The sequence below is a fragment of the Hydrogenophaga sp. PAMC20947 genome (assembly GCF_004795855.1).
Classification (GTDB): domain Bacteria; phylum Pseudomonadota; class Gammaproteobacteria; order Burkholderiales; family Burkholderiaceae_C; genus Hydrogenophaga.
The window spans coordinates 990,105-1,007,671 of the sequence record NZ_CP039252.1 but is presented as its reverse complement, the minus strand read 5'-3'; the positions used below and the strand labels follow the sequence as shown (position 1 = coordinate 1,007,671).

17 protein-coding genes are annotated in these 17,567 nt (G+C 59.6%); 8 read left to right on the top strand and 9 right to left on the bottom strand.

Annotation, left to right across the window (positions count from 1 at the left end; all coding sequences use genetic code 11):
* The first annotated feature begins 15 nt into the window (after positions 1 to 15).
* From E5678_RS04615 to E5678_RS04600, 4 genes are all read left to right on the top strand, one after another.
* On the top strand, positions 16 to 366 hold the full coding sequence (locus E5678_RS04615; protein WP_136177437.1) for a VanZ family protein: 351 nt from the start codon (positions 16 to 18) through the stop codon (positions 364 to 366).
* Positions 367 to 438: 72 nt separating this feature from the next.
* The gene (gene aat / locus E5678_RS04610; RefSeq protein WP_210731985.1) at positions 439 to 1,209 is read left to right on the top strand and encodes a leucyl/phenylalanyl-tRNA--protein transferase; all 771 of its coding nucleotides are present in this window, start codon (positions 439 to 441) and stop codon (positions 1,207 to 1,209) included.
* Complete coding sequence (locus E5678_RS04605) at positions 1,206 to 1,940, top strand: arginyltransferase (RefSeq protein WP_136177436.1); 735 nt, start codon at positions 1,206 to 1,208, stop codon at positions 1,938 to 1,940. Before aat ends, E5678_RS04605 begins: the two co-directional genes overlap by 4 nt.
* A 69-nt stretch (positions 1,941 to 2,009) precedes the next feature.
* Entirely contained in the window at positions 2,010 to 2,816 is an 807-nt protein-coding gene (locus E5678_RS04600; protein ID WP_136177435.1) for an IclR family transcriptional regulator, read from the top strand.
* Positions 2,817 to 2,916: 100 nt separating this feature from the next.
* On the opposite strand, the gene E5678_RS04595 is transcribed toward E5678_RS04600, so the two are convergent.
* The 7 genes from E5678_RS04595 to E5678_RS04565 form a co-directional block, all read right to left on the bottom strand.
* Complete coding sequence (locus E5678_RS04595) at positions 2,917 to 4,131, bottom strand: serine hydrolase (RefSeq protein WP_136177434.1); 1,215 nt, start codon at positions 4,129 to 4,131, stop codon at positions 2,917 to 2,919.
* A gap of 177 nt (positions 4,132 to 4,308) precedes the next feature.
* The gene (locus E5678_RS04590) at positions 4,309 to 5,850 is read right to left on the bottom strand and encodes a 2-isopropylmalate synthase (RefSeq protein ID WP_136177433.1); all 1,542 of its coding nucleotides are present in this window, start codon (positions 5,848 to 5,850) and stop codon (positions 4,309 to 4,311) included.
* A gap of 43 nt (positions 5,851 to 5,893) precedes the next feature.
* Positions 5,894 to 7,582 carry a 2-isopropylmalate synthase gene (gene leuA / locus E5678_RS04585; protein ID WP_136177432.1) on the bottom strand — a complete coding sequence of 563 codons (1,689 nt, stop codon included), beginning with the start codon at positions 7,580 to 7,582 and terminating at the stop codon, positions 5,894 to 5,896.
* Positions 7,583 to 7,799: 217 nt separating this feature from the next.
* Positions 7,800 to 8,606: a CDP-diacylglycerol--serine O-phosphatidyltransferase gene (gene pssA, locus E5678_RS04580; protein ID WP_136177431.1), complete on the bottom strand. Its 807-nt coding sequence runs from the start codon at positions 8,604 to 8,606 to the stop codon at positions 7,800 to 7,802.
* 186 nt (positions 8,607 to 8,792) lie between these two features.
* On the bottom strand, positions 8,793 to 9,809 hold the full coding sequence (ilvC, locus tag E5678_RS04575) for a ketol-acid reductoisomerase (protein ID WP_136177430.1): 1,017 nt from the start codon (positions 9,807 to 9,809) through the stop codon (positions 8,793 to 8,795).
* Positions 9,810 to 9,948: 139 nt separating this feature from the next.
* Positions 9,949 to 10,440, bottom strand: coding sequence for an acetolactate synthase small subunit (ilvN, locus tag E5678_RS04570; protein ID WP_136177429.1), 492 nt, complete (start codon positions 10,438 to 10,440; stop codon positions 9,949 to 9,951).
* 128 nt (positions 10,441 to 10,568) lie between these two features.
* Positions 10,569 to 12,341 carry an acetolactate synthase 3 catalytic subunit gene (locus E5678_RS04565; protein WP_136177428.1) on the bottom strand — a complete coding sequence of 591 codons (1,773 nt, stop codon included), beginning with the start codon at positions 12,339 to 12,341 and terminating at the stop codon, positions 10,569 to 10,571.
* Between the two features lie 260 nt (positions 12,342 to 12,601).
* On the opposite strand from E5678_RS04565, the gene E5678_RS04560 reads away from it, so the two are divergent.
* Genes E5678_RS04560 through E5678_RS04550 form a run of 3 tightly spaced genes read left to right on the top strand, consistent with a single transcriptional unit; the run spans position 12,602 to position 14,139 of the window.
* Positions 12,602 to 13,150: an RDD family protein gene (locus E5678_RS04560; RefSeq protein ID WP_136177427.1), complete on the top strand. Its 549-nt coding sequence runs from the start codon at positions 12,602 to 12,604 to the stop codon at positions 13,148 to 13,150.
* A complete protein-coding gene (locus tag E5678_RS04555; protein WP_136177426.1) occupies positions 13,147 to 13,539 on the top strand; it encodes a diacylglycerol kinase in 393 nt (130 codons plus the stop codon). The genes E5678_RS04560 and E5678_RS04555 overlap by 4 nt, the downstream gene beginning before the upstream one ends.
* A gap of 12 nt (positions 13,540 to 13,551) precedes the next feature.
* Complete coding sequence (locus tag E5678_RS04550; RefSeq protein WP_136177425.1) at positions 13,552 to 14,139, top strand: TIGR00730 family Rossman fold protein; 588 nt, start codon at positions 13,552 to 13,554, stop codon at positions 14,137 to 14,139.
* Positions 14,140 to 14,296: 157 nt separating this feature from the next.
* On the opposite strand, the gene E5678_RS04545 is transcribed toward E5678_RS04550, so the two are convergent.
* Entirely contained in the window at positions 14,297 to 14,635 is a 339-nt protein-coding gene (locus E5678_RS04545; RefSeq protein WP_136177424.1) for a P-II family nitrogen regulator, read from the bottom strand.
* 125 nt (positions 14,636 to 14,760) lie between these two features.
* On the opposite strand from E5678_RS04545, the gene E5678_RS04540 reads away from it, so the two are divergent.
* Positions 14,761 to 15,783 (top strand): asparaginase, encoded by a 1,023-nt coding sequence (locus tag E5678_RS04540; RefSeq protein WP_136177423.1) that lies wholly within the window; start codon positions 14,761 to 14,763, stop codon positions 15,781 to 15,783.
* Positions 15,784 to 15,865: 82 nt separating this feature from the next.
* Here the strand turns inward: E5678_RS04540 and E5678_RS04535 are convergent, their stop codons facing one another.
* Positions 15,866 to 17,557, bottom strand: coding sequence for an NAD+ synthase (locus tag E5678_RS04535; protein ID WP_136177422.1), 1,692 nt, complete (start codon positions 17,555 to 17,557; stop codon positions 15,866 to 15,868).
* Positions 17,558 to 17,567: the final 10 nt, after the last annotated feature.

Here is a 17,567-nt window from a genome sequence, read left to right as displayed (position 1 = left end):
CCCGCCTTCCAGATCATGGTGTCGTTTTTGTTCAAAGCAGCGTTCTGGCTACTGTGCACCCTGATTGCCGTGCTCTCGCTGCTAACCACAGACCAACTGCCTCCGCAAACGCTGCATATCTGGGACAAAGCACAACACGCGGTCGGCTTCATGCTGCTCTCGGCGGCCGGCCTTGCCGCCTACCCACGCCGATACCGATCATTGGGTTGGGGGCTTTTGGCCTTTGGCGCCGCCATCGAACTCGCGCAATCATTCACCACCTGGCGCCAGGGGGACGGGTGGGACTGGATCGCCGATGCCGTTGGGATTGCCTTGGTCATGCTGCTCGCTCAACGGTTTGCACACAACCCTGCAGCACGCGAGTGATGCGGGATCTAGACAGGGAATTCCGGCCATCTTTTCAGTTCACCTGGCAAACCGCGCGCGACAATGGCAGGTATGGCGCAATCCCCTCCCCTGCAGCACCTCGAATGGCTAGAGCCAGGACAGGATTTCCCTGCTCCGGAGCACGCCTGGGGCCCTGCTGACCCCGCACCGGGCCTTCTGGCCGCAGGCGGCATGCTGGACGTGCCCACCCTGGTCAAGGCCTACAGTCAGGGTATTTTCCCGTGGTACAGCGCTGGACAGCCGATTCTCTGGTGGAGCACGGATCCCCGCATGGTCTTGCGACCGGAAGCCTTCAAGCTTCACCGATCGCTGCGAAAAACCTTGGTGAAATTGCTGACCGAGCAACGCTTGGTGATCCGCATGGACCACAATTTTGAACGCGTCATCCGCGCTTGTGCTCACACGCCCCGCGATGGACAGGACGGCACCTGGATACTGCCGGCGATGGTGCAAGCCTATTTCAAGCTGCACACAGCCGGCCACGCCCACAGCGTCGAAGCCTGGATAGACGGTGAGCTCGCCGGCGGTCTTTACTGCGTCAATCTCGGCGGCATGGTGTTCGGAGAGTCCATGTTCTCTCGCCAGAGCGACGCCTCAAAAATTGCTTTGGCCGCCTTGGTTGCCATGGCGCGCCACCACGCGCTCCCCCTGATCGATTGCCAGCAGAACACGCCACACCTGACTTCGCTGGGGGGTGAACTGATGCCACGGGCGGCTTTTATCCGGCAGGTCAAACGGTTAACCGGCCTGCCAGCCCCTCGCTGGCATTTTGAAGCCGTATACTGGAATCATCTGCTGCCACAGCTTTCGCTTTCCGAGTGACCCATCCCAAAGAACTCCCGCTCCAAGCGCTGCAGTTCTATGCCACAGCGCCCTACCCTTGCAGTTACCTCGAGGGTCGGCAAGCGCGCTCGCAAGTGGCCACCCCCAGCCACCTGATCCACAACGACGCGTATTCCGATCTGGTGACCCACGGCTTTCGACGCAGCGGAATGTTCACCTATCGGCCCAGCTGCGACAACTGCAAGTCCTGCATCCCGTTGAGAGTCCCCGTGGACCTCTTTGCACCCAACCGGAGCCAGCGCCGTTGCCTTAGCCGCCACGGACAGTTGCAAACGCGGGTGCTCAAGCTGTGCTTTATCCCGGAGCACTACCAGCTCTACCTGCGGTACCAGAACAGCCGACACGCGGGTGGCGGCATGGACCAGGACAGCATCGACCAATACACCCAGTTCCTGCTCCAGAGCCGGGTCAACTCACGTCTGATCGAGTTTTACGAACCGGGCGCGTCCGGTGAATCCGATCAACTGAAAATGGTCTCCATCGTCGACGTGCTCAACGACGGTCTCTCGGCGGTTTACACATTCTACGAACCGGATGACCGCGCCAGCTATGGCACCTACAGCGTGCTCTGGCAAATCGAACAGGCTCGCACCCTCAAGCTGCCCCATGTGTACTTGGGCTACTGGATCCAGGAGAGTCCCAAGATGAACTACAAGGCGACTTTCAGCCCCCACGAGGTGCTGCTCAACGGCGTTTGGCTCAGCCCTTGAGGCAGAGTCCCAGGCGCGATCCTGCAATTCGATTTCATCTTGTAAAATCTTGGCAACTCACGAGATGCCATGACCAAACGTTCCGACTCCCTGCCCGCAACACCCACCGTCCAGGTGATGGAACGCATGTTCAATCTGCTGGAGGTGCTGGCGGCCCGGGAAGAACCGGTATCGCTCAAAGACATCAGTGAACGCACCGGCCTGCACCCCTCGACTGCCCACCGCATTCTGAACGATCTCACCATCGGTCGCTTCGTGGATCGCCCTGAAGCGGGCAGCTACCGGCTGGGCATGCGCTTGCTGGAATTGGGCAACCTTGTCAAAGCCCGACTCAGTGTTCGGGACGCCGCGCTCCAACCCATGCGCGAACTGCACAAGCTGATCCAGCAACCGGTCAACCTGAGCCTGCGCCAAGGTGATGAAATCGTCTACGTGGAGCGTGCCTATAGCGAGCGTTCGGGCATGCAGGTCGTTCGCGCCATTGGTGGGCGAGCCCCCTTGCACCTCACATCGGTGGGCAAGCTCTTTCTCGCAGCAGATGAGCCACAGCGGGTCCGCGCCTATGCCACGCGGACAGGACTGGCTGGAAACACCCGAAACAGCCTCACCCAACTGACGGCACTTGAGCGTGAACTCGACCAGTGCCGTCAGGCTGGCGTTGCGCGCGACAACGAAGAGCTTGAATTGGGCGTTCGCTGCATGGCAGCTGGCATCTACGACGACCAGTCCAAGCTGGTCGCAGGCTTGTCCATTTCAGCTCCGGCCGACCGGATTGATGAGAGCTGGGTACCCAAATTGCGCGCCACCGCTTTGGACATATCCACGGCGTTGGGCTGCCCCAGTCATGTCCAAGGCATTCAAACGCAAGTGCGCTGAGAACCGACAGGCTTCCATGAAAAATGGCCGCGAGGGGCCATTTTTCTGTTCTGCATCGGAGCGAAAGCCAAAGCGCGCGCGCTGCGGCTGAGGACTGAGGTCAGCCCTGAGGGCGAACGGCTGGACGTTGGTAGCTCTGGGCCTCAACCCAATGGCGAACACGCTCAGCGTCTTGGGAGCGCGCCAAACGTCCGTCAGAGTCCAGAAACACCATGATCAATTTGCGGCCGGCCACCTTGGCTTGCATCACCATGCAGCGGCCAGCCTCGGAAATATAGCCGGTTTTTTGCAGACCGATATCCCACTCGGGGTTGCGGATCAAACGGTTCGAATTGTTGAATCGCAGCGTGCGGCTTCCCAGCGCCAGTTCATGGCTGGGAGAAGTCGACAAATCACGCAGGATCGGGCGCTCATAGGCAGCGGCAACCAAGGTCGCGAGATCTCGGGCGCTGGACTGGTTCTGGCTCATCAAACCCGTGGGCTCTACGTAGCGGGTGTCGTTCATGCCCAGGTCGCGAGCCTTGCTGTTCATCAAGGCCACAAAACGAGCCAAGCCCCCCGGAAACGTGCGGCCCAAGGAATTGGCAGCCCGGTTTTCGCTGGACATCAAAGCCAGATGCATCAGCTCGCCCCGGCTCAGCGTTGTGCCCACGGCCAAGCGCGAACGGCTGAATTTGTGGGTGTCCACATCATCCTGGGTGATGGTGATCATCTCGTCCATGGGCAGCTGCGCATCGGCAATCACCAGGCCGGTCATCAACTTGGTCAGCGACGCGATGGGCAACACGGCCGAATCGTTCTTGCTGAACAACACTTCACCCGTTTCCTGATCGATCACCAAGGCCACATTGGAATTGAGCTCCAGAGCGTCGTTGGCGCCGCGCAGACCCAGCTGATCGCCGCGCGACAACTGCGGCACTGCCGACACCCGCATCACGGACGACTTGACCGATGGCAAATGGGCGGCGAGAGACAAACGGGCTTTGCTGCTGACCTTGGTGCTGGTTTTGCTGGAAACCCGCACCTTGCCTTTGGCACGTTGCGCCAAACGCTGCACTTTGCGAGCATCTTCACGGCTCAAGCGTGCAGGATTGCTGGACGAAGACTTGACGGCCACCTTGCCAGACTTCACTTTGTGTGTCGTTACAACCTTGCGACGCTCAGTCGCTTTGGACGCCACAACCCGTTGCTTTTTGCTGGGGGCCGTTTTGCCAGATGCCGCAAAGGCACCCATCGGCACAACCAGAACCGTAGCGAGCATCGAACAGCACAAGGCTTGCCATACTTTTCGACCGCGATTTTGTAACAAATTCATAACTCCACTCCAGGCAAGGGCAATGCACTGAGGTGGAGTATAGAAGATGTGAAAAAAACTAGCAATATCAAAAACTTGCGCGAACTTCCTAATTGATCGGTAGAACAGGTGCTCCTTTCGGCATCAGGCTTCAGATCCACCCATAAAACTGTTACAAGTCTTTGATTTTTAACAACTTTAACCCTGTGCTGCGACGCGATCCGCTTTGCTTTGCAGTTTGTTGAGCGCACTCAGGTACGCCTTGGCCGAGGCTACAACGATATCGGGATCGGCACCTACACCATTGACAACCCGCCCGCCGTGCTGCAAACGCACGGTGACTTCGCCCTGGCTCTCTGTCGATCCGCTGGTGATCGCGTTGACCGAATACAGCAACAACTCCGCCCCGCTCTTGACGTGGATCTCAATGGCTTTGAGCGAAGCATCCACAGGGCCGTTGCCATCGGATGAGCCTTGGAACTCCTTGCCGTTGATGGTGAACACCACCTCGGCCTGTGGGCGTTCACCGGTCTCGCTGTGTTGGGCCAACGAGACCAGGCCGTACTTCTCTTTCTCTGCCGTGACACTTTCGTCGCTGCACAGCGCAAGGATGTCTTCGTCAAAGATCTCACTTTTGCGGTCGGCCAGCTCCTTGAAAGCCGCGAATGCCGTGTTGATCTCACTCTCGGACGCCATTTCAATGCCGAGATCCTGGAGCCGTTGCTTGAATGCATTGCGGCCACTGAGCTTGCCCAACACGATCCTGTTGGCGCTCCAGCCCACGTCTTCAGCGCGCATGATCTCGTAGGTGTCGCGCGCCTTGAGCACGCCGTCCTGGTGGATACCGCTCGCATGTGCAAACGCGTTCGCCCCGACCACGGCCTTGTTGGGCTGAACCACGAATCCGGTGGTCTGACTGACCATGCGGCTCGCAGGCACGATCTGCGTCGCGTCCACCCCCACGTCGAGCTGAAAGTAGTCGCGCCGGGTACGCACCGCCATCACGATCTCCTCCAGCGAGCAGTTTCCCGCACGCTCACCCAGACCGTTGATCGTGCACTCTACCTGGCGTGCGCCGCCAATTTTCACACCCGCCAGCGAATTGGCGACCGCCATGCCCAGATCATTGTGGCAATGCACCGACCAGATCGCCTTGTCGGAATTGGGGACGCGTTCGCGCAACGTGCGAATGAAATCGCCGTACAGCTCAGGGATCGCATAACCCACCGTGTCAGGAATGTTCACGGTGGTAGCACCCTCCTTGATCACCGCCTCAAGCACACGACACAAAAAATCCATATCGCTGCGGTAGCCATCTTCGGGGCTGAACTCGATGTCATCGACCAGGTTGCGCGCAAAGCGCACCGATTGCTTGGCCTGCTCAAACACCTGATCAGGCGTCATGCGCAGCTTCTTCTCCATGTGCAACTGGCTGGTGGCGATGAAGGTATGGATGCGTCCGCGATGGGCACCCTTGAGGGCTTCCGCTGCTCGAGAGATATCGCGGTCGTTCGCACGCGCCAGCCCGCACACCGTCGAGTCTTTGATCGTGTTGGCAATGGCCTGCACACATTCAAAATCGCCATTGGAGCTGGCGGGAAAACCAGCCTCGATCACGTCGACCTTCAGGCGCTCCAATTGGCGTGCAATGCGCAGCTTCTCGTCCCTGGTCATGGACGCTCCGGGCGATTGTTCGCCATCGCGCAAGGTGGTGTCAAAAATAATCAGTTTGTCGCTCATAGGAAAACTCCGTTGATGGTTGTTGTCGTTGATCGGGTTGATATCAGAAAATCTGGGCTTCAGGATTCTTGGCGTGCAGCCGGCTCACCCGGTCCACCCCAGAAAGAATGGCCTTGAAAGATGCTGAAACGATACTCGAATCGATGCCTACGCCAAAAACGGTACGCGCCTCGTCGACCCGCATCTCGACGTAGGCCACCGCACGTGCCTGCGCTCCGGAGCCCATCGCATGCTCGTGATAATCCAGCACGCGAATCTGGCGATCCAGCGCCGCATTGAGCCCGTTGACAAAGGCATCAATGGGGCCAGCCCCTTGTGCATCGACGGCCACAGTGGTGCCGGCTACAGGCACCTGGGCTGCAACGCGCACGCGCTGCCCCCCGACATCTTCCAAGACAGGCTGCAATGGCGCAAGCGCTTGAGTCAAGCCATATTCACGACCGAAAAGACCCCAGAGATCGCTGGCCTCGAACTCCTTGCCACTGACATCCATGGCTGCCTGGACCACTTGGCTGAATTCAATTTGCAAGCGGCGTGGCAATTCAAGTCCGTATTCGCTTTCGAGCAGGTAGGCAATACCACCCTTGCCAGACTGGCTGTTGACGCGAATCACCGCTTCGTAGCTGCGCCCCAGGTCCTTGGGATCCAAGGGCAAATAGGGGATGTTCCATGGTTCATTGCCTTGACGCGCGGCAAACGCTTTGCGGATCGCATCCTGGTGTGAGCCGGAGAATGAGGTGTAGACCAGATCGCCCACATAGGGGTGACGCGGATGCACTGGCAACTGGTTGCAGTGTTCAACCGTTCTGCGAATCTCGTCAATGTCGGAGAAATCCAGTCCCGGCGATACGCCCTGGGTGTAGAGGTTGAGTGCAACATTGACCAGATCAAGGTTGCCCGTGCGTTCACCATTGCCGAAAAGGCAGCCCTCAATGCGGTCCGCGCCGGCCATCAATGCAAACTCGCCGGCAGCCGTACCCGTGCCGCGATCATTGTGCGGATGAACCGACAACACGATGGCATCGCGCCGCGCGAGGTGTCGATGCATCCACTCGATCATGTCCGCAAAGATATTGGGTGTGCTGTGCTCGACGGTCGAAGGGAGGTTGATGATGCATTTGAGCTCGGCCGTGGGCTGCCAAACTTCGGTCACAGCATCAACAACCCGTTTGGAGAAGGCGAGCTCGGTGCTCGAAAACATCTCAGGCGAGTACTGAAAAGTCCAATGCACATCGGGGCGCTGCGCCGCCAGCTCACTGACCAGGCGGGCATGGAGTGTCGCCAGTTCGACGATGCCATCTTCGTCCATGCCCAACACCACCTGCCGCATCACCGGCGCAACCGCGTTGTAGAGATGGACAATGGCCCGTGGGGCACCCTCCAACGCCTCGAACGTGCGCCGAATCAAGGGCTCCCGCGCCGGCGTCAGTACCTGAATGGTGACATCGCCCGGAATGAGATTCTCCTCAATCAAGCGCCGCACAAAGTCGAATTCTGTTTGTGAGGCCGAAGGAAAACCGACCTCGATTTCCTTGAATCCAATCCGAACCAGCAGCTCGAACATGCGCAGCTTGCGCTCGACGGTCATGGGCTCGATCAATGCCTGGTTGCCGTCTCGCAGATCGGTGCTCAGCCAGCAAGGCGCCTGTGTGATCACAGCATCAGGCCAGGTACGGTCCTTCAGACCGATCACCTGAAAGGCGGGGTACTTGCTGGCTGGTTGCTTCAACATGGTGCTCTTTCAATGTTACTCAAACCCACAGCCCAAAACAAAAACGGCCCGCTGCAGGTGCAAACGGGCCGTTTGGAGAGATCGCTCGCGCGTTACCAAGCATGCCCGTGGTGGACACCCATTAGTAGCGAGAACGAAACTTGTTTCATGAGAAGCAATGTATCACACCACGTCATCCAGCTCGATAGCGCTTGACAATCGCGTCCATGGCAACGGCCTATTCGTGCATGCCGCGCTCTTCGGGCTCATCGGTGGATGTGCTGATCAAACTCGATGGACGGCCTTTGGCCTTGCGCCAGATCAGGATGGCATAGCCTGAAAGGCCGTACAGCACAAACAAGGAAAACAGCACCGTGGGTGGGTCAATATTGATCACAGCAATGCCCAAGGCCACCAACACGATGGCGGCAAAAGGCACGCTGCGTTTGAGGCTCAGGTCTTTGAAACTGTAAAACGGGACATTGGTCACCATCGTCAAGCCTGCGAACAGGGTGATACCAAACAGGAACCAGCGCATGGCGTGTGGATCCAGGCGAGCGTCAGTGGCCAACCAGATAAAGCCTGCCACGATGGCTGCTGCGGCAGGCGAAGGCAACCCCTGGAAATAGCGTTTGTCCACCACGCCTGTGTTGACATTGAAACGGGCCAATCTCAAGGCGGCACAGGCGCAATACACAAAGGCAGCAATCCAACCCCAACGTCCCAGCGAATTGAGGGTCCAGATGTACGCCACCAGCGCGGGTGCGGCACCAAACGAAACCATGTCCGAGAGTGAATCCATCTGCTCGCCGAACGCACTTTGCGTGTTGGTCATGCGGGCCACGCGGCCATCCAGGCTGTCCAGCACCATGGCCACAAAAATCGCCACAGTGGACATCTCGAAGCGGCCATTCATGGCCATCACGATGGCATAAAAGCCACCAAACAACGCCGCCAGGGTGATCATGTTGGGCACCATGTAGATGCCCTTGGTCCGCTTTCGTCCCTCAGGGGCCGAAGCATTCAAAGTATCGTCGTCTTGCATCAAGAGTTCTCGTGTGTAAACAAGCCCACGGGGTCCCAGGGATCGCGGGGCGCTGATGGGTACCAGTGTAAGCCACGGATCAGCTACTGCGCATCAGCTCAGCACCAATGACAAAGGCCACCGAAGTGGCCTTTGGGTCGGGAAGCTGCGACCGGCCCGCTCATGCGAGCCGCACAGACAGCCAGATCAGTTGCGGGTCTGGTCCACCAGCTTGTTCTTGGCGATCCAAGGCATCATGGCGCGCAGCTTTTCACCCACCACCTCGATCTGGTGATCGGCGGTGTTGCGGCGGCGGGCGGTCATGCTCGGGTAGTTCAGCTGGCCTTCCTGAATGAACATCTTGGCGTAGTCGCCGTTCTGGATGCGCTTCAGGGCATTGCGCATGGCTTCGCGGCTTTCGGCGTTGATCACCTCTGGGCCGGTCACATATTCACCGAACTCGGCGTTGTTCGAGATCGAGTAATTCATGTTGGCGATGCCGCCTTCATAGATCAGGTCAACGATCAGCTTCAACTCGTGCAGGCACTCGAAATAGGCCATTTCAGGCGCATAACCGGCTTCCACCAGCGTCTCAAAGCCCATCTTGACCAGTTCCACCGCACCACCGCACAAAACGGCCTGCTCTCCGAACAGATCGGTCTCGGTTTCTTCTTTGAAGTTGGTCTCGATGATGCCGGCCTTGCCACCACCATTGGCCATGGCATAGCTCAAGGCCAGGTCACGGGCCTTGCCGCTCTTGTCCTGATGCACTGCCACGAGGTGAGGCACGCCACCACCCTGTGCATAGGTGTTGCGCACCGTGTGGCCAGGCGCCTTGGGCGCGACCATCCAGACGTCCAGATCGGCGCGGGGCACAACCTGGTTGTAATGCACGTTGAAACCGTGGGCGAAAGCCAGCGAGGCACCCTGCTTCAGATGGGGCGCCACATTGTTTCTGTAGACCTCGCCGATATTCTCGTCGGGCAACAGGATCATGACCACGTCGGCCGCTTTCACCGCGTCGTTCACTTCCATCACGGTCAGGCCGGCCTTGCCGACTTTGTCCCAGGAAGCGCCACCTTTGCGCAGACCGACCACGACTTTCACGCCGCTGTCGTTCAGGTTTTGGGCGTGGGCGTGGCCTTGCGAGCCGTAGCCCAGGATGGCAACCGTTTTGCCCTTGATCAGGCTCAGATCACAGTCTTTGTCGTAGAAAACTTTCATGGGGTACTCCAAAAAATAAAGGTTGTGTTGTCATCCCGTTCACCCTGAGCCTGTCGAAGGACTTCAGGTGCCGGCTGCGTGAGCGACCGGACTTCGACAGACCCAGCCCGAACGGGTAAAAGGGCTGAGCCTTGAAAAATCAGACGCGAAGGATTCTCTCACCTCGGCCGATGCCACAGGAACCGGTGCGTACCGTTTCCAGAATCGCAGCGCGGTCGATCGCTTCCAGGAAGGCGTCGTTCTTGCCTTGGTCGCCTGTGAGTTCGATGGTGTAGCTCTTGTCGGTCACATCGATCACACGGCCGCGAAAGATGTCGGCCATGCGCTTCATTTCTTCGCGCTCTTTGCCCACAGCGCGCACCTTGACCAACATGAGCTCGCGCTCGGTGTAAGCCCCTTCGGTCAGGTCAACCACTTTGACCACTTCGATCAGGCGGTTCAGGTGTTTGGTGATCTGCTCAATGGTCTCCTCGGAACCCGCCGTGTGGATCGTCATGCGCGAGAGCGATGGATCTTCGGTGGGCGCCACAGTGAGCGACTCGATGTTGTAACCACGGGCCGAAAACAGGCCCACAACCCTGGAGAGGGCGCCCGCTTCGTTTTCGAGCAAGACAGCAATGATGTGTTTCATGATGAGGATTCCTCTTTTCTGAGCCCTCCCCGGCGCACGGTAATGCGCAGGCTTGGCTGCAAATAGATTCGTCTAAGGGAGGCCCGCGGTGCGTCAGCGCCGCGGGCAGGATTGTGATGAAGCGCCGATCAGAGGTCTTCGGACCCCAGCAGCATCTCGGTGATGCCCCTGCCGGCTTTGACCATGGGAAACACGTTCTCGGTGGGGTCGGTGCGGAAGTCCATGAACACTGTGCGGTCCTTGAGCTTGCGCGCTTCGCGCAGCGCAGGCTCAACGTCTTGGGGACGCTCGATCAACATACCCACGTGACCATAGGCCTCGGCCAGCTTCACGAAGTTCGGCAGCGCATCCATGTAGCTGTGGCTGTAGCGGCCTTCGTAGTCGATTTCTTGCCACTGGCGCACCATGCCAAGGTAGCGGTTGTTCAGCGCGCAGATCTTGATCGGCGTGTTGTATTGCAGGCAGGTGGACAACTCCTGAATGCACATCTGCACCGAGCCTTCACCCGTGACGCAAAACACTTCGCTCTCGGGCTTGGCCAGTTTGATGCCCATGGCATAAGGAATGCCCACGCCCATGGTGCCCAGACCGCCGGAATTGATCCAGCGGCGGGGTTCATTGAACTTGTAGTACTGCGCCGCCCACATCTGGTGCTGACCCACGTCGGAGGTGATGTAGGCCTCGACATCCTTGGTCATATCACACAGGGTTTCGATCACGTACTGCGGCTTGATCACACTGCCGTCACCATGGTCGTACTTGAGGCAATCCGTGGAGCGCCAAGCTTCAATGGTGGTCCACCAGTCGGCCAACACCTTGGGTTCCACGCGCGTCGTGGTCTCGCGGATCATGTTGATCAGCTCGGTCAATACGTCTTTGACGTCACCCACGATCGGAATGTCAACCTTGACCCGCTTGGAGATGCTGGACGGATCGATATCGATGTGAATGATCTTGCGTTCGTTTTGAGCAAAGTGCTTGGGGTTGCCGATCACGCGATCGTCAAACCGGGCACCCACCGCCAGCAACACGTCGCAGTTCTGCATCGCGTTGTTGGCTTCGACCGTACCGTGCATGCCCAGCATGCCGAGAAACTTCTTGTCAGAGGCTGGGTAGGCCCCCAGGCCCATGAGGGTGTTGGTCACCGGATAACCCAACAGATCCACCAGCGTTCGCAGCTCTTGCACCGCGTTGCCGAGCAACACACCGCCGCCGGTGTAGATGTACGGACGCTTGGCGGTCAACAACAGCTGCAAGGCCTTGCGGATCTGGCCGCCATGGCCTTTGCGCACCGGGTTGTAGGAACGCATGTGCACCGTCTCGGGGTAACCCGCGAAAGGCACTTTGTTGAAAGAGACGTCTTTCGGGATGTCCACCACCACAGGGCCGGGGCGGCCACTGCGCGCGATGTGGAAAGCCTTCTTCATCACCATGGCCATGTCGGCCGCATCCTTCACCAGGAAGTTGTGCTTGACGATGGGGCGGGTGATGCCGACGGTGTCGCATTCCTGGAAAGCATCCAGACCAATCGCGGCCGTGGGCACCTGCCCACAGACAATCACCATGGGAATGCTGTCCATGTAGGCCGTGGCAATGCCGGTGATGGCGTTGGTGACGCCCGGGCCAGACGTGACCAGGGCCACACCAACATCGCCAGTGGCGCGAGCATAGCCGTCTGCAGCATGCACAGCCGCCTGCTCATGGCGCACCAGCACATGCTGAATCGTGTCTTGTTTGTAGAACGCGTCGTAGATGTGCAGAACAGCACCACCGGGGTAACCCCAGATGTACTTGACCCCTTCAGCCTGCAAAGACTTGATGAGGATTTCTGCTCCGCGGAGTTCTTGAGGGGCTGCGCCGGATGCGGCAGCAGCGGCCAGTTCGGCCTTGTTGATTTCCATGATGAACCTTTCGAGAATTTCTCTGACGAAATACCTTGGGTGCCTCTTCACCCACTCTTGTGAAGCGGTGTCGAAACTTGAGACCTGAAGCCATGAGCGGACACATAACCCGCCGGACCCAGACCCGTTTGCCTGTTGAATTGCAACGCGCATTATCGCACTGCAACATGCCCCCTCGGTCGAATACGCAATGAAAGTGGCATTTTTCGAACCAAATTGCTGCGATGCGACAATCCAGCCAGCTTGTTTTTGCCCCACCCATGACCGCCGAATCCCCACACCCGACCGCCTTGCCCAATCTCCTGGCACCACCCCTGACCCGCCGCATGGCTTGCTGGCTGTACGAAGGCATGTTGATGTTCGGCGTCGTCTTCATCGCCGGCTACCTGTTTTCAACGTTGACCCAGACCCGGAATGCGCTGGACAACCGCCACTGGCAGCAGGCCTTCCTGTTCGTGGTGTTTGGTATTTACTTCACCTGGTTCTGGTCCAGGGGACAGACCTTGGCCATGAAAACCTGGCACATCCGCGTGGTCGACAGCCAAGGCAAAGCCCTCACGCAAACACGGGCTCTGTTGCGCTACGTGCTGAGCTGGCTGTGGTTTCTACCGCCCCTGGCCGCGGGCTACGCTTTCAGCCTCAGCGGTGCTGAAATCGGGGTGATCAGCCTGGGCTGGATTGCGATCTGGGCCCTGCTGTCACGGTTTCACGTGCAGCGGCAGTTTCCGCACGATGCGCTGGCGGGCACCCGACTGGTGCACCATGTGGGCCCCCCCGCCAAGCCGCGCAAACCTTTGTTCAAATCATGAGCCAGCACGAAGCCACGGACGCGCAAAAACAGCGCAAGGGCTTGTCCCGCATGGGCCACGCCTTCGGCTACTCCATGGCCGGCTTGCGTGCCGGCTGGGGCGAAACGGCGTTCCGTCAAGAGGCCCTGGCGGCGATGGTGATGCTCCCCGCTGCCTTTTGGCTGGGAAGAAACTGGGTTGAAGCTGCACTGCTGGCGGGCAGCGTGCTGATGGTGTTGGTTGTGGAGCTGCTGAACACCGGCATCGAATCGGCCATTGACCGCATCGGGCCTGAATGGCATGCGCTCGCCAAACGCGCCAAAGACATGGGCAGCGCGGCCGTCCTGCTGAGTCTGCTGGGCTGCGGAGGTATCTGGATCGCAGCCCTTTGGACTCACTTGGCCCAGTAAGGAAGCCACAAAATGGACAACACAAATTTCTCACTCTGCGTTTACTGCGGATCGAAACCGGGTATTGACCCGGCATTTGCCCAGGCCGCCGCTCAGGTGGGCCGCTGGATCGGTGAGCACGGCGGTCAGCTCGTGTACGGCGGCGGATGCAACGGCCTCATGGGCACCGTGGCCCAGGCCACGCTCGATGCAGGAGGCCGCGTGATCGGCATCATCCCCAAGGCCCTGGTTGAGAAGGAATGGGCCAACCACAATTGCACCGAGCTCATCGTGGTGGACACCATGCACGAGCGCAAGCGCCTCATGGCAGAGCACTCCGACGCCTTCCTGGCCATGCCCGGCGGCATCGGCACCTTTGAAGAATTCTTTGAGGTCTGGACCTGGCGCCAGCTCGGTTACCACGACAAGCCAGTGGGCCTGCTCAACATCGCCGGCTATTACGACGGTCTGATGCGGTTTCTGAACAACAGCGTAGAGCAACAATTCATGGGCGACTGGCAGATGGATCTGATGCAAATGGACGACGACGCTGCGCGTCTCTTGCCAGCCTTGATCCAGGCGGCAGGACTGGCCCCTGAAGACCGGCTGGACGCCGTCTGAAGTGATCCCCTCGACCTGTGGGGCTCGCTTGTTTCACCCCCGAGGCCTTGACAAACGCGGATGCGCTCCCACCCACGGCTGAGCGCCAACAAAAACAAAACGCCACCGACCTCAGTGATCGGTGGCGCCTGATTTCAGACGGGCTGGGTGCGGTCGGTCAGACGGCGGTTTCGTCTTCTTCGCCGGTGCGGATGCGAACAACGCGGTCGACCGAGGTCACAAAAATCTTGCCATCACCGATCTTGCCGGTGTGCGCCGCCTTGATGATCGCTTCTACGCAGCGATCCACATCTTCCGATTTCACGACCACTTCCAACTTGACCTTGGGCAGGAAATCAACCACGTACTCTGCACCACGGTAGAGTTCCGTGTGGCCCTTCTGGCGGCCAAAACCCTTGACTTCGGTCACCGTCAAGCCGGTCACGCCTTGTTCGGCGAGCGATTCGCGCACTTCTTCAAGCTTGAAGGGTTTGATGACGGCGGTGATCTGCTTCATGCACTGAACTCCAAAAGAGCGAAAAGGAAAAGGCAAAACTTTATCACGTGGATCGCTTGACCGGGCAGCTGATCCACAACGCCCCTCTTTGTCCCCGCGCGAGATGCTGTGTTGAAATCGCCCCCATGAAGCTCTTCAACTTGCCTCGACACACCCCCATCGCCGCCACTTTCCGGGGCGGGCACCCGGAAAATGTCCATTACGGCTCCTTTGCGGTGGTCAACGCCCAGGGCAAGCTGCTGGCAAGCGCGGGGGATCAGCGCTTCCCGATGTTCACTCGCTCGTCGCTCAAACCCTTCCAGGCAATGCCCTTGATTGCCCAAATCGGCGACTCCCTGGGCCTGGACGAACCCGATATCGCCCTGCTTTGCGCCAGCCACAACGGTGAGCCCATGCACACCGAGCGCGCAGCCCGGCTGCTGGCCAAGATCGGCGCGAGTGAGCGCGACCTGGCCTGCGGTTGCCACACGCCCTACTTCTACGCGGCGACCGGTCAAATGCCGATGCCGGGCGACACCTACTCCCGACTGCAACACAACTGCTCCGGCAAACACACGGGCATGCTGTTACTCGCCCACATGCTGGCGCAACCCTTGTCGGGCTACCTGGAGGGTTCCCACGCCGTGCAACAGGCGATCGCACGCAGCGTCAGCCACTTTTGCGGCATCCATGAATCTGAGCTGGTGAGGGGCATTGATGGCTGCAGTGCACCCAACTACGCCGTGCCGCTGACGGGCCTCGCCCATGCGTTTGCAAAGCTCACGATCACCGAACCCGATGCCTTCTATGGCCAGGCTCCGCAGCGGATTGCCCGTGCGATGAGCCGCTACCCCGAGCTGGTCAGCGGACGCGGCCGCAACGACCTCGTGTTGATGTCTGCAGGACGCGGCGACTGGGTCAGCAAGGTGGGCGCAGACGGTGTGCAGGCGATCGCCAGCTTCAGCCGGGGGGTCGGGATCGCGGCCAAATGCAGCGATGGCAGCCTGGCGCCTTTGATGGTGGCCTTGGCCGATGCGCTGGACCAGCTGGGCTGGACGGACGACGAGAGCCGCTCTGCCCTGCGGGCGATGCTGCCTCCGCCCATGAAAAATGCGGCAGGGATCGAGGTGGGCGAGATGCGCAGCATGCTGCAACTCGAAAAGCCTTGACGCTCACCTGAGCGCCAAGGCGCGAGGAAAAGCCGAGCCCGGCTCTGCGCAACGCAGGGGACCGGCCCCCTACCGCTTCGCATCAAGCCCGGTATTTGCTCGTGATCGGGTAGCGCCAGTCGCGGCCAAAGCCGCGGTGGGTCACGCGAATGCCCACAGGCGACTGGCGGCGCTTGTACTCATTGATGCGAATCAGGCGGACCACCTTGTCGACATCGGCCCGCTCAAACCCATCGGCTACGATCTGGGCCGGGCTCTCATCGTTTTCCATGTAGCGCTCAATGATGGCGTCCAGCACCTCGTAGGCCGGCAGGCTGTCCTGGTCTTTCTGATCGGCCCGCAGCTCGGCGCTGGGTGGCCGCGTGATGATGCGCTCGGGGATGGGTTCACTGCCCGTGCGGTAGGGGTCGTGCTGGTTGCGCCAATTGGCCAGACGGAACACCAGTGTCTTGACCACATCCTTGATCACGGCAAACCCACCCGCCATGTCGCCATACAGCGTGCAATAGCCGGTGGCCATTTCGCTCTTGTTGCCAGTGGTCAGCACGATACCGCCAAACTTGTTGGACAACGCCATGAGCAATGTGCCGCGGATGCGGGCCTGAAGGTTTTCCTCGGTGGTGTCTTCGGGCCGTCCGGCGAACTCCAGGGCCAGGCTGCTCTTGAACGCCTCAAAATGCGGTGCGATATCAATTTCGTCGTAGCGCACGCCCATGCGCTTGGCCATGTCGCGCGCGTCGATCCAGGAAATATCAGCCGTGTAGGGCGATGGCATCATCACGGCACGCACCCGGTCCTTGCCCAGTGCATCCACGGCGATGGCCAGCACCAGCGCCGAATCAATCCCCCCGGACAACCCCAGCAAGACCGTGGGAAACCCATTTTTCCCAATGTAGTCGCGCACCCCCAGCACCAGCGCGTGCCACAGATCGGCCTCCTGACTGTGCGGTGGGTCCATGACGGCTTGCGCAACCCAGCCAGTTGGCGCACGCCTCAGGGCCACTTCAAACAGCGTTTCCTCAAAACTGATGGCGCGGCCCAGCAGGCTGCCGTCGGCGCCGAGCACAAAGCTGCGCCCTTCGAACACGATCTCATCCTGGCCTCCCACCATGTGGGCATACACCATGGGCAAACCCACGGCCAGCACTCGGTCGCGCATCGTGGCCTCCCGCTCGCCACCCTTGCCGGTGTGAAACGGTGAAGCGTTGATGACCGCCAGCACCTCTGCCCCAGCCGCCTTCAGCTCCGCCGCAGGCGCATCAAACCAGGCGTCCTCGCAAATCAGGATACCCACCTGCACAATGTGCCCGTCAGCATCGGGCACAGCCACCATGCAGGGCGCCTGGCCAGGCACAAAATAGCGGCGCTCATCGAACACTTGGTAGTTGGGCAATTCCCGTTTGGCATAGGTCTGCCGCACCACACCCTGCGTCACCACGCTCGCCGCATTGAACAGGGCCGATACCGAGACACTCTTTTCACGGCGCGCCATGCCCGACACGTGGCGCGCCGGGTGTCCCACCACAATCGTCAGGCCATTGAGCGCAGCGGTCTCTGCGCAAACCTGTTTCAGGGCATCATCACAGGCATCGATGAAGGCTGGACGCAAAAAAAGGTCCTCTGCCGCGTAACCGCACAGTGCGAGCTCCGGCGTGAGCAAGAGTTGCGCGCCTTGGGCATGGGCCTTGTGGGCGGCATCAATGATTCTTCGGGCATTGCCCACCATGTCACCCACCACAAAATTGAACTGGGCAACACAAACTTTGAGCGTCATGAAATCGGAA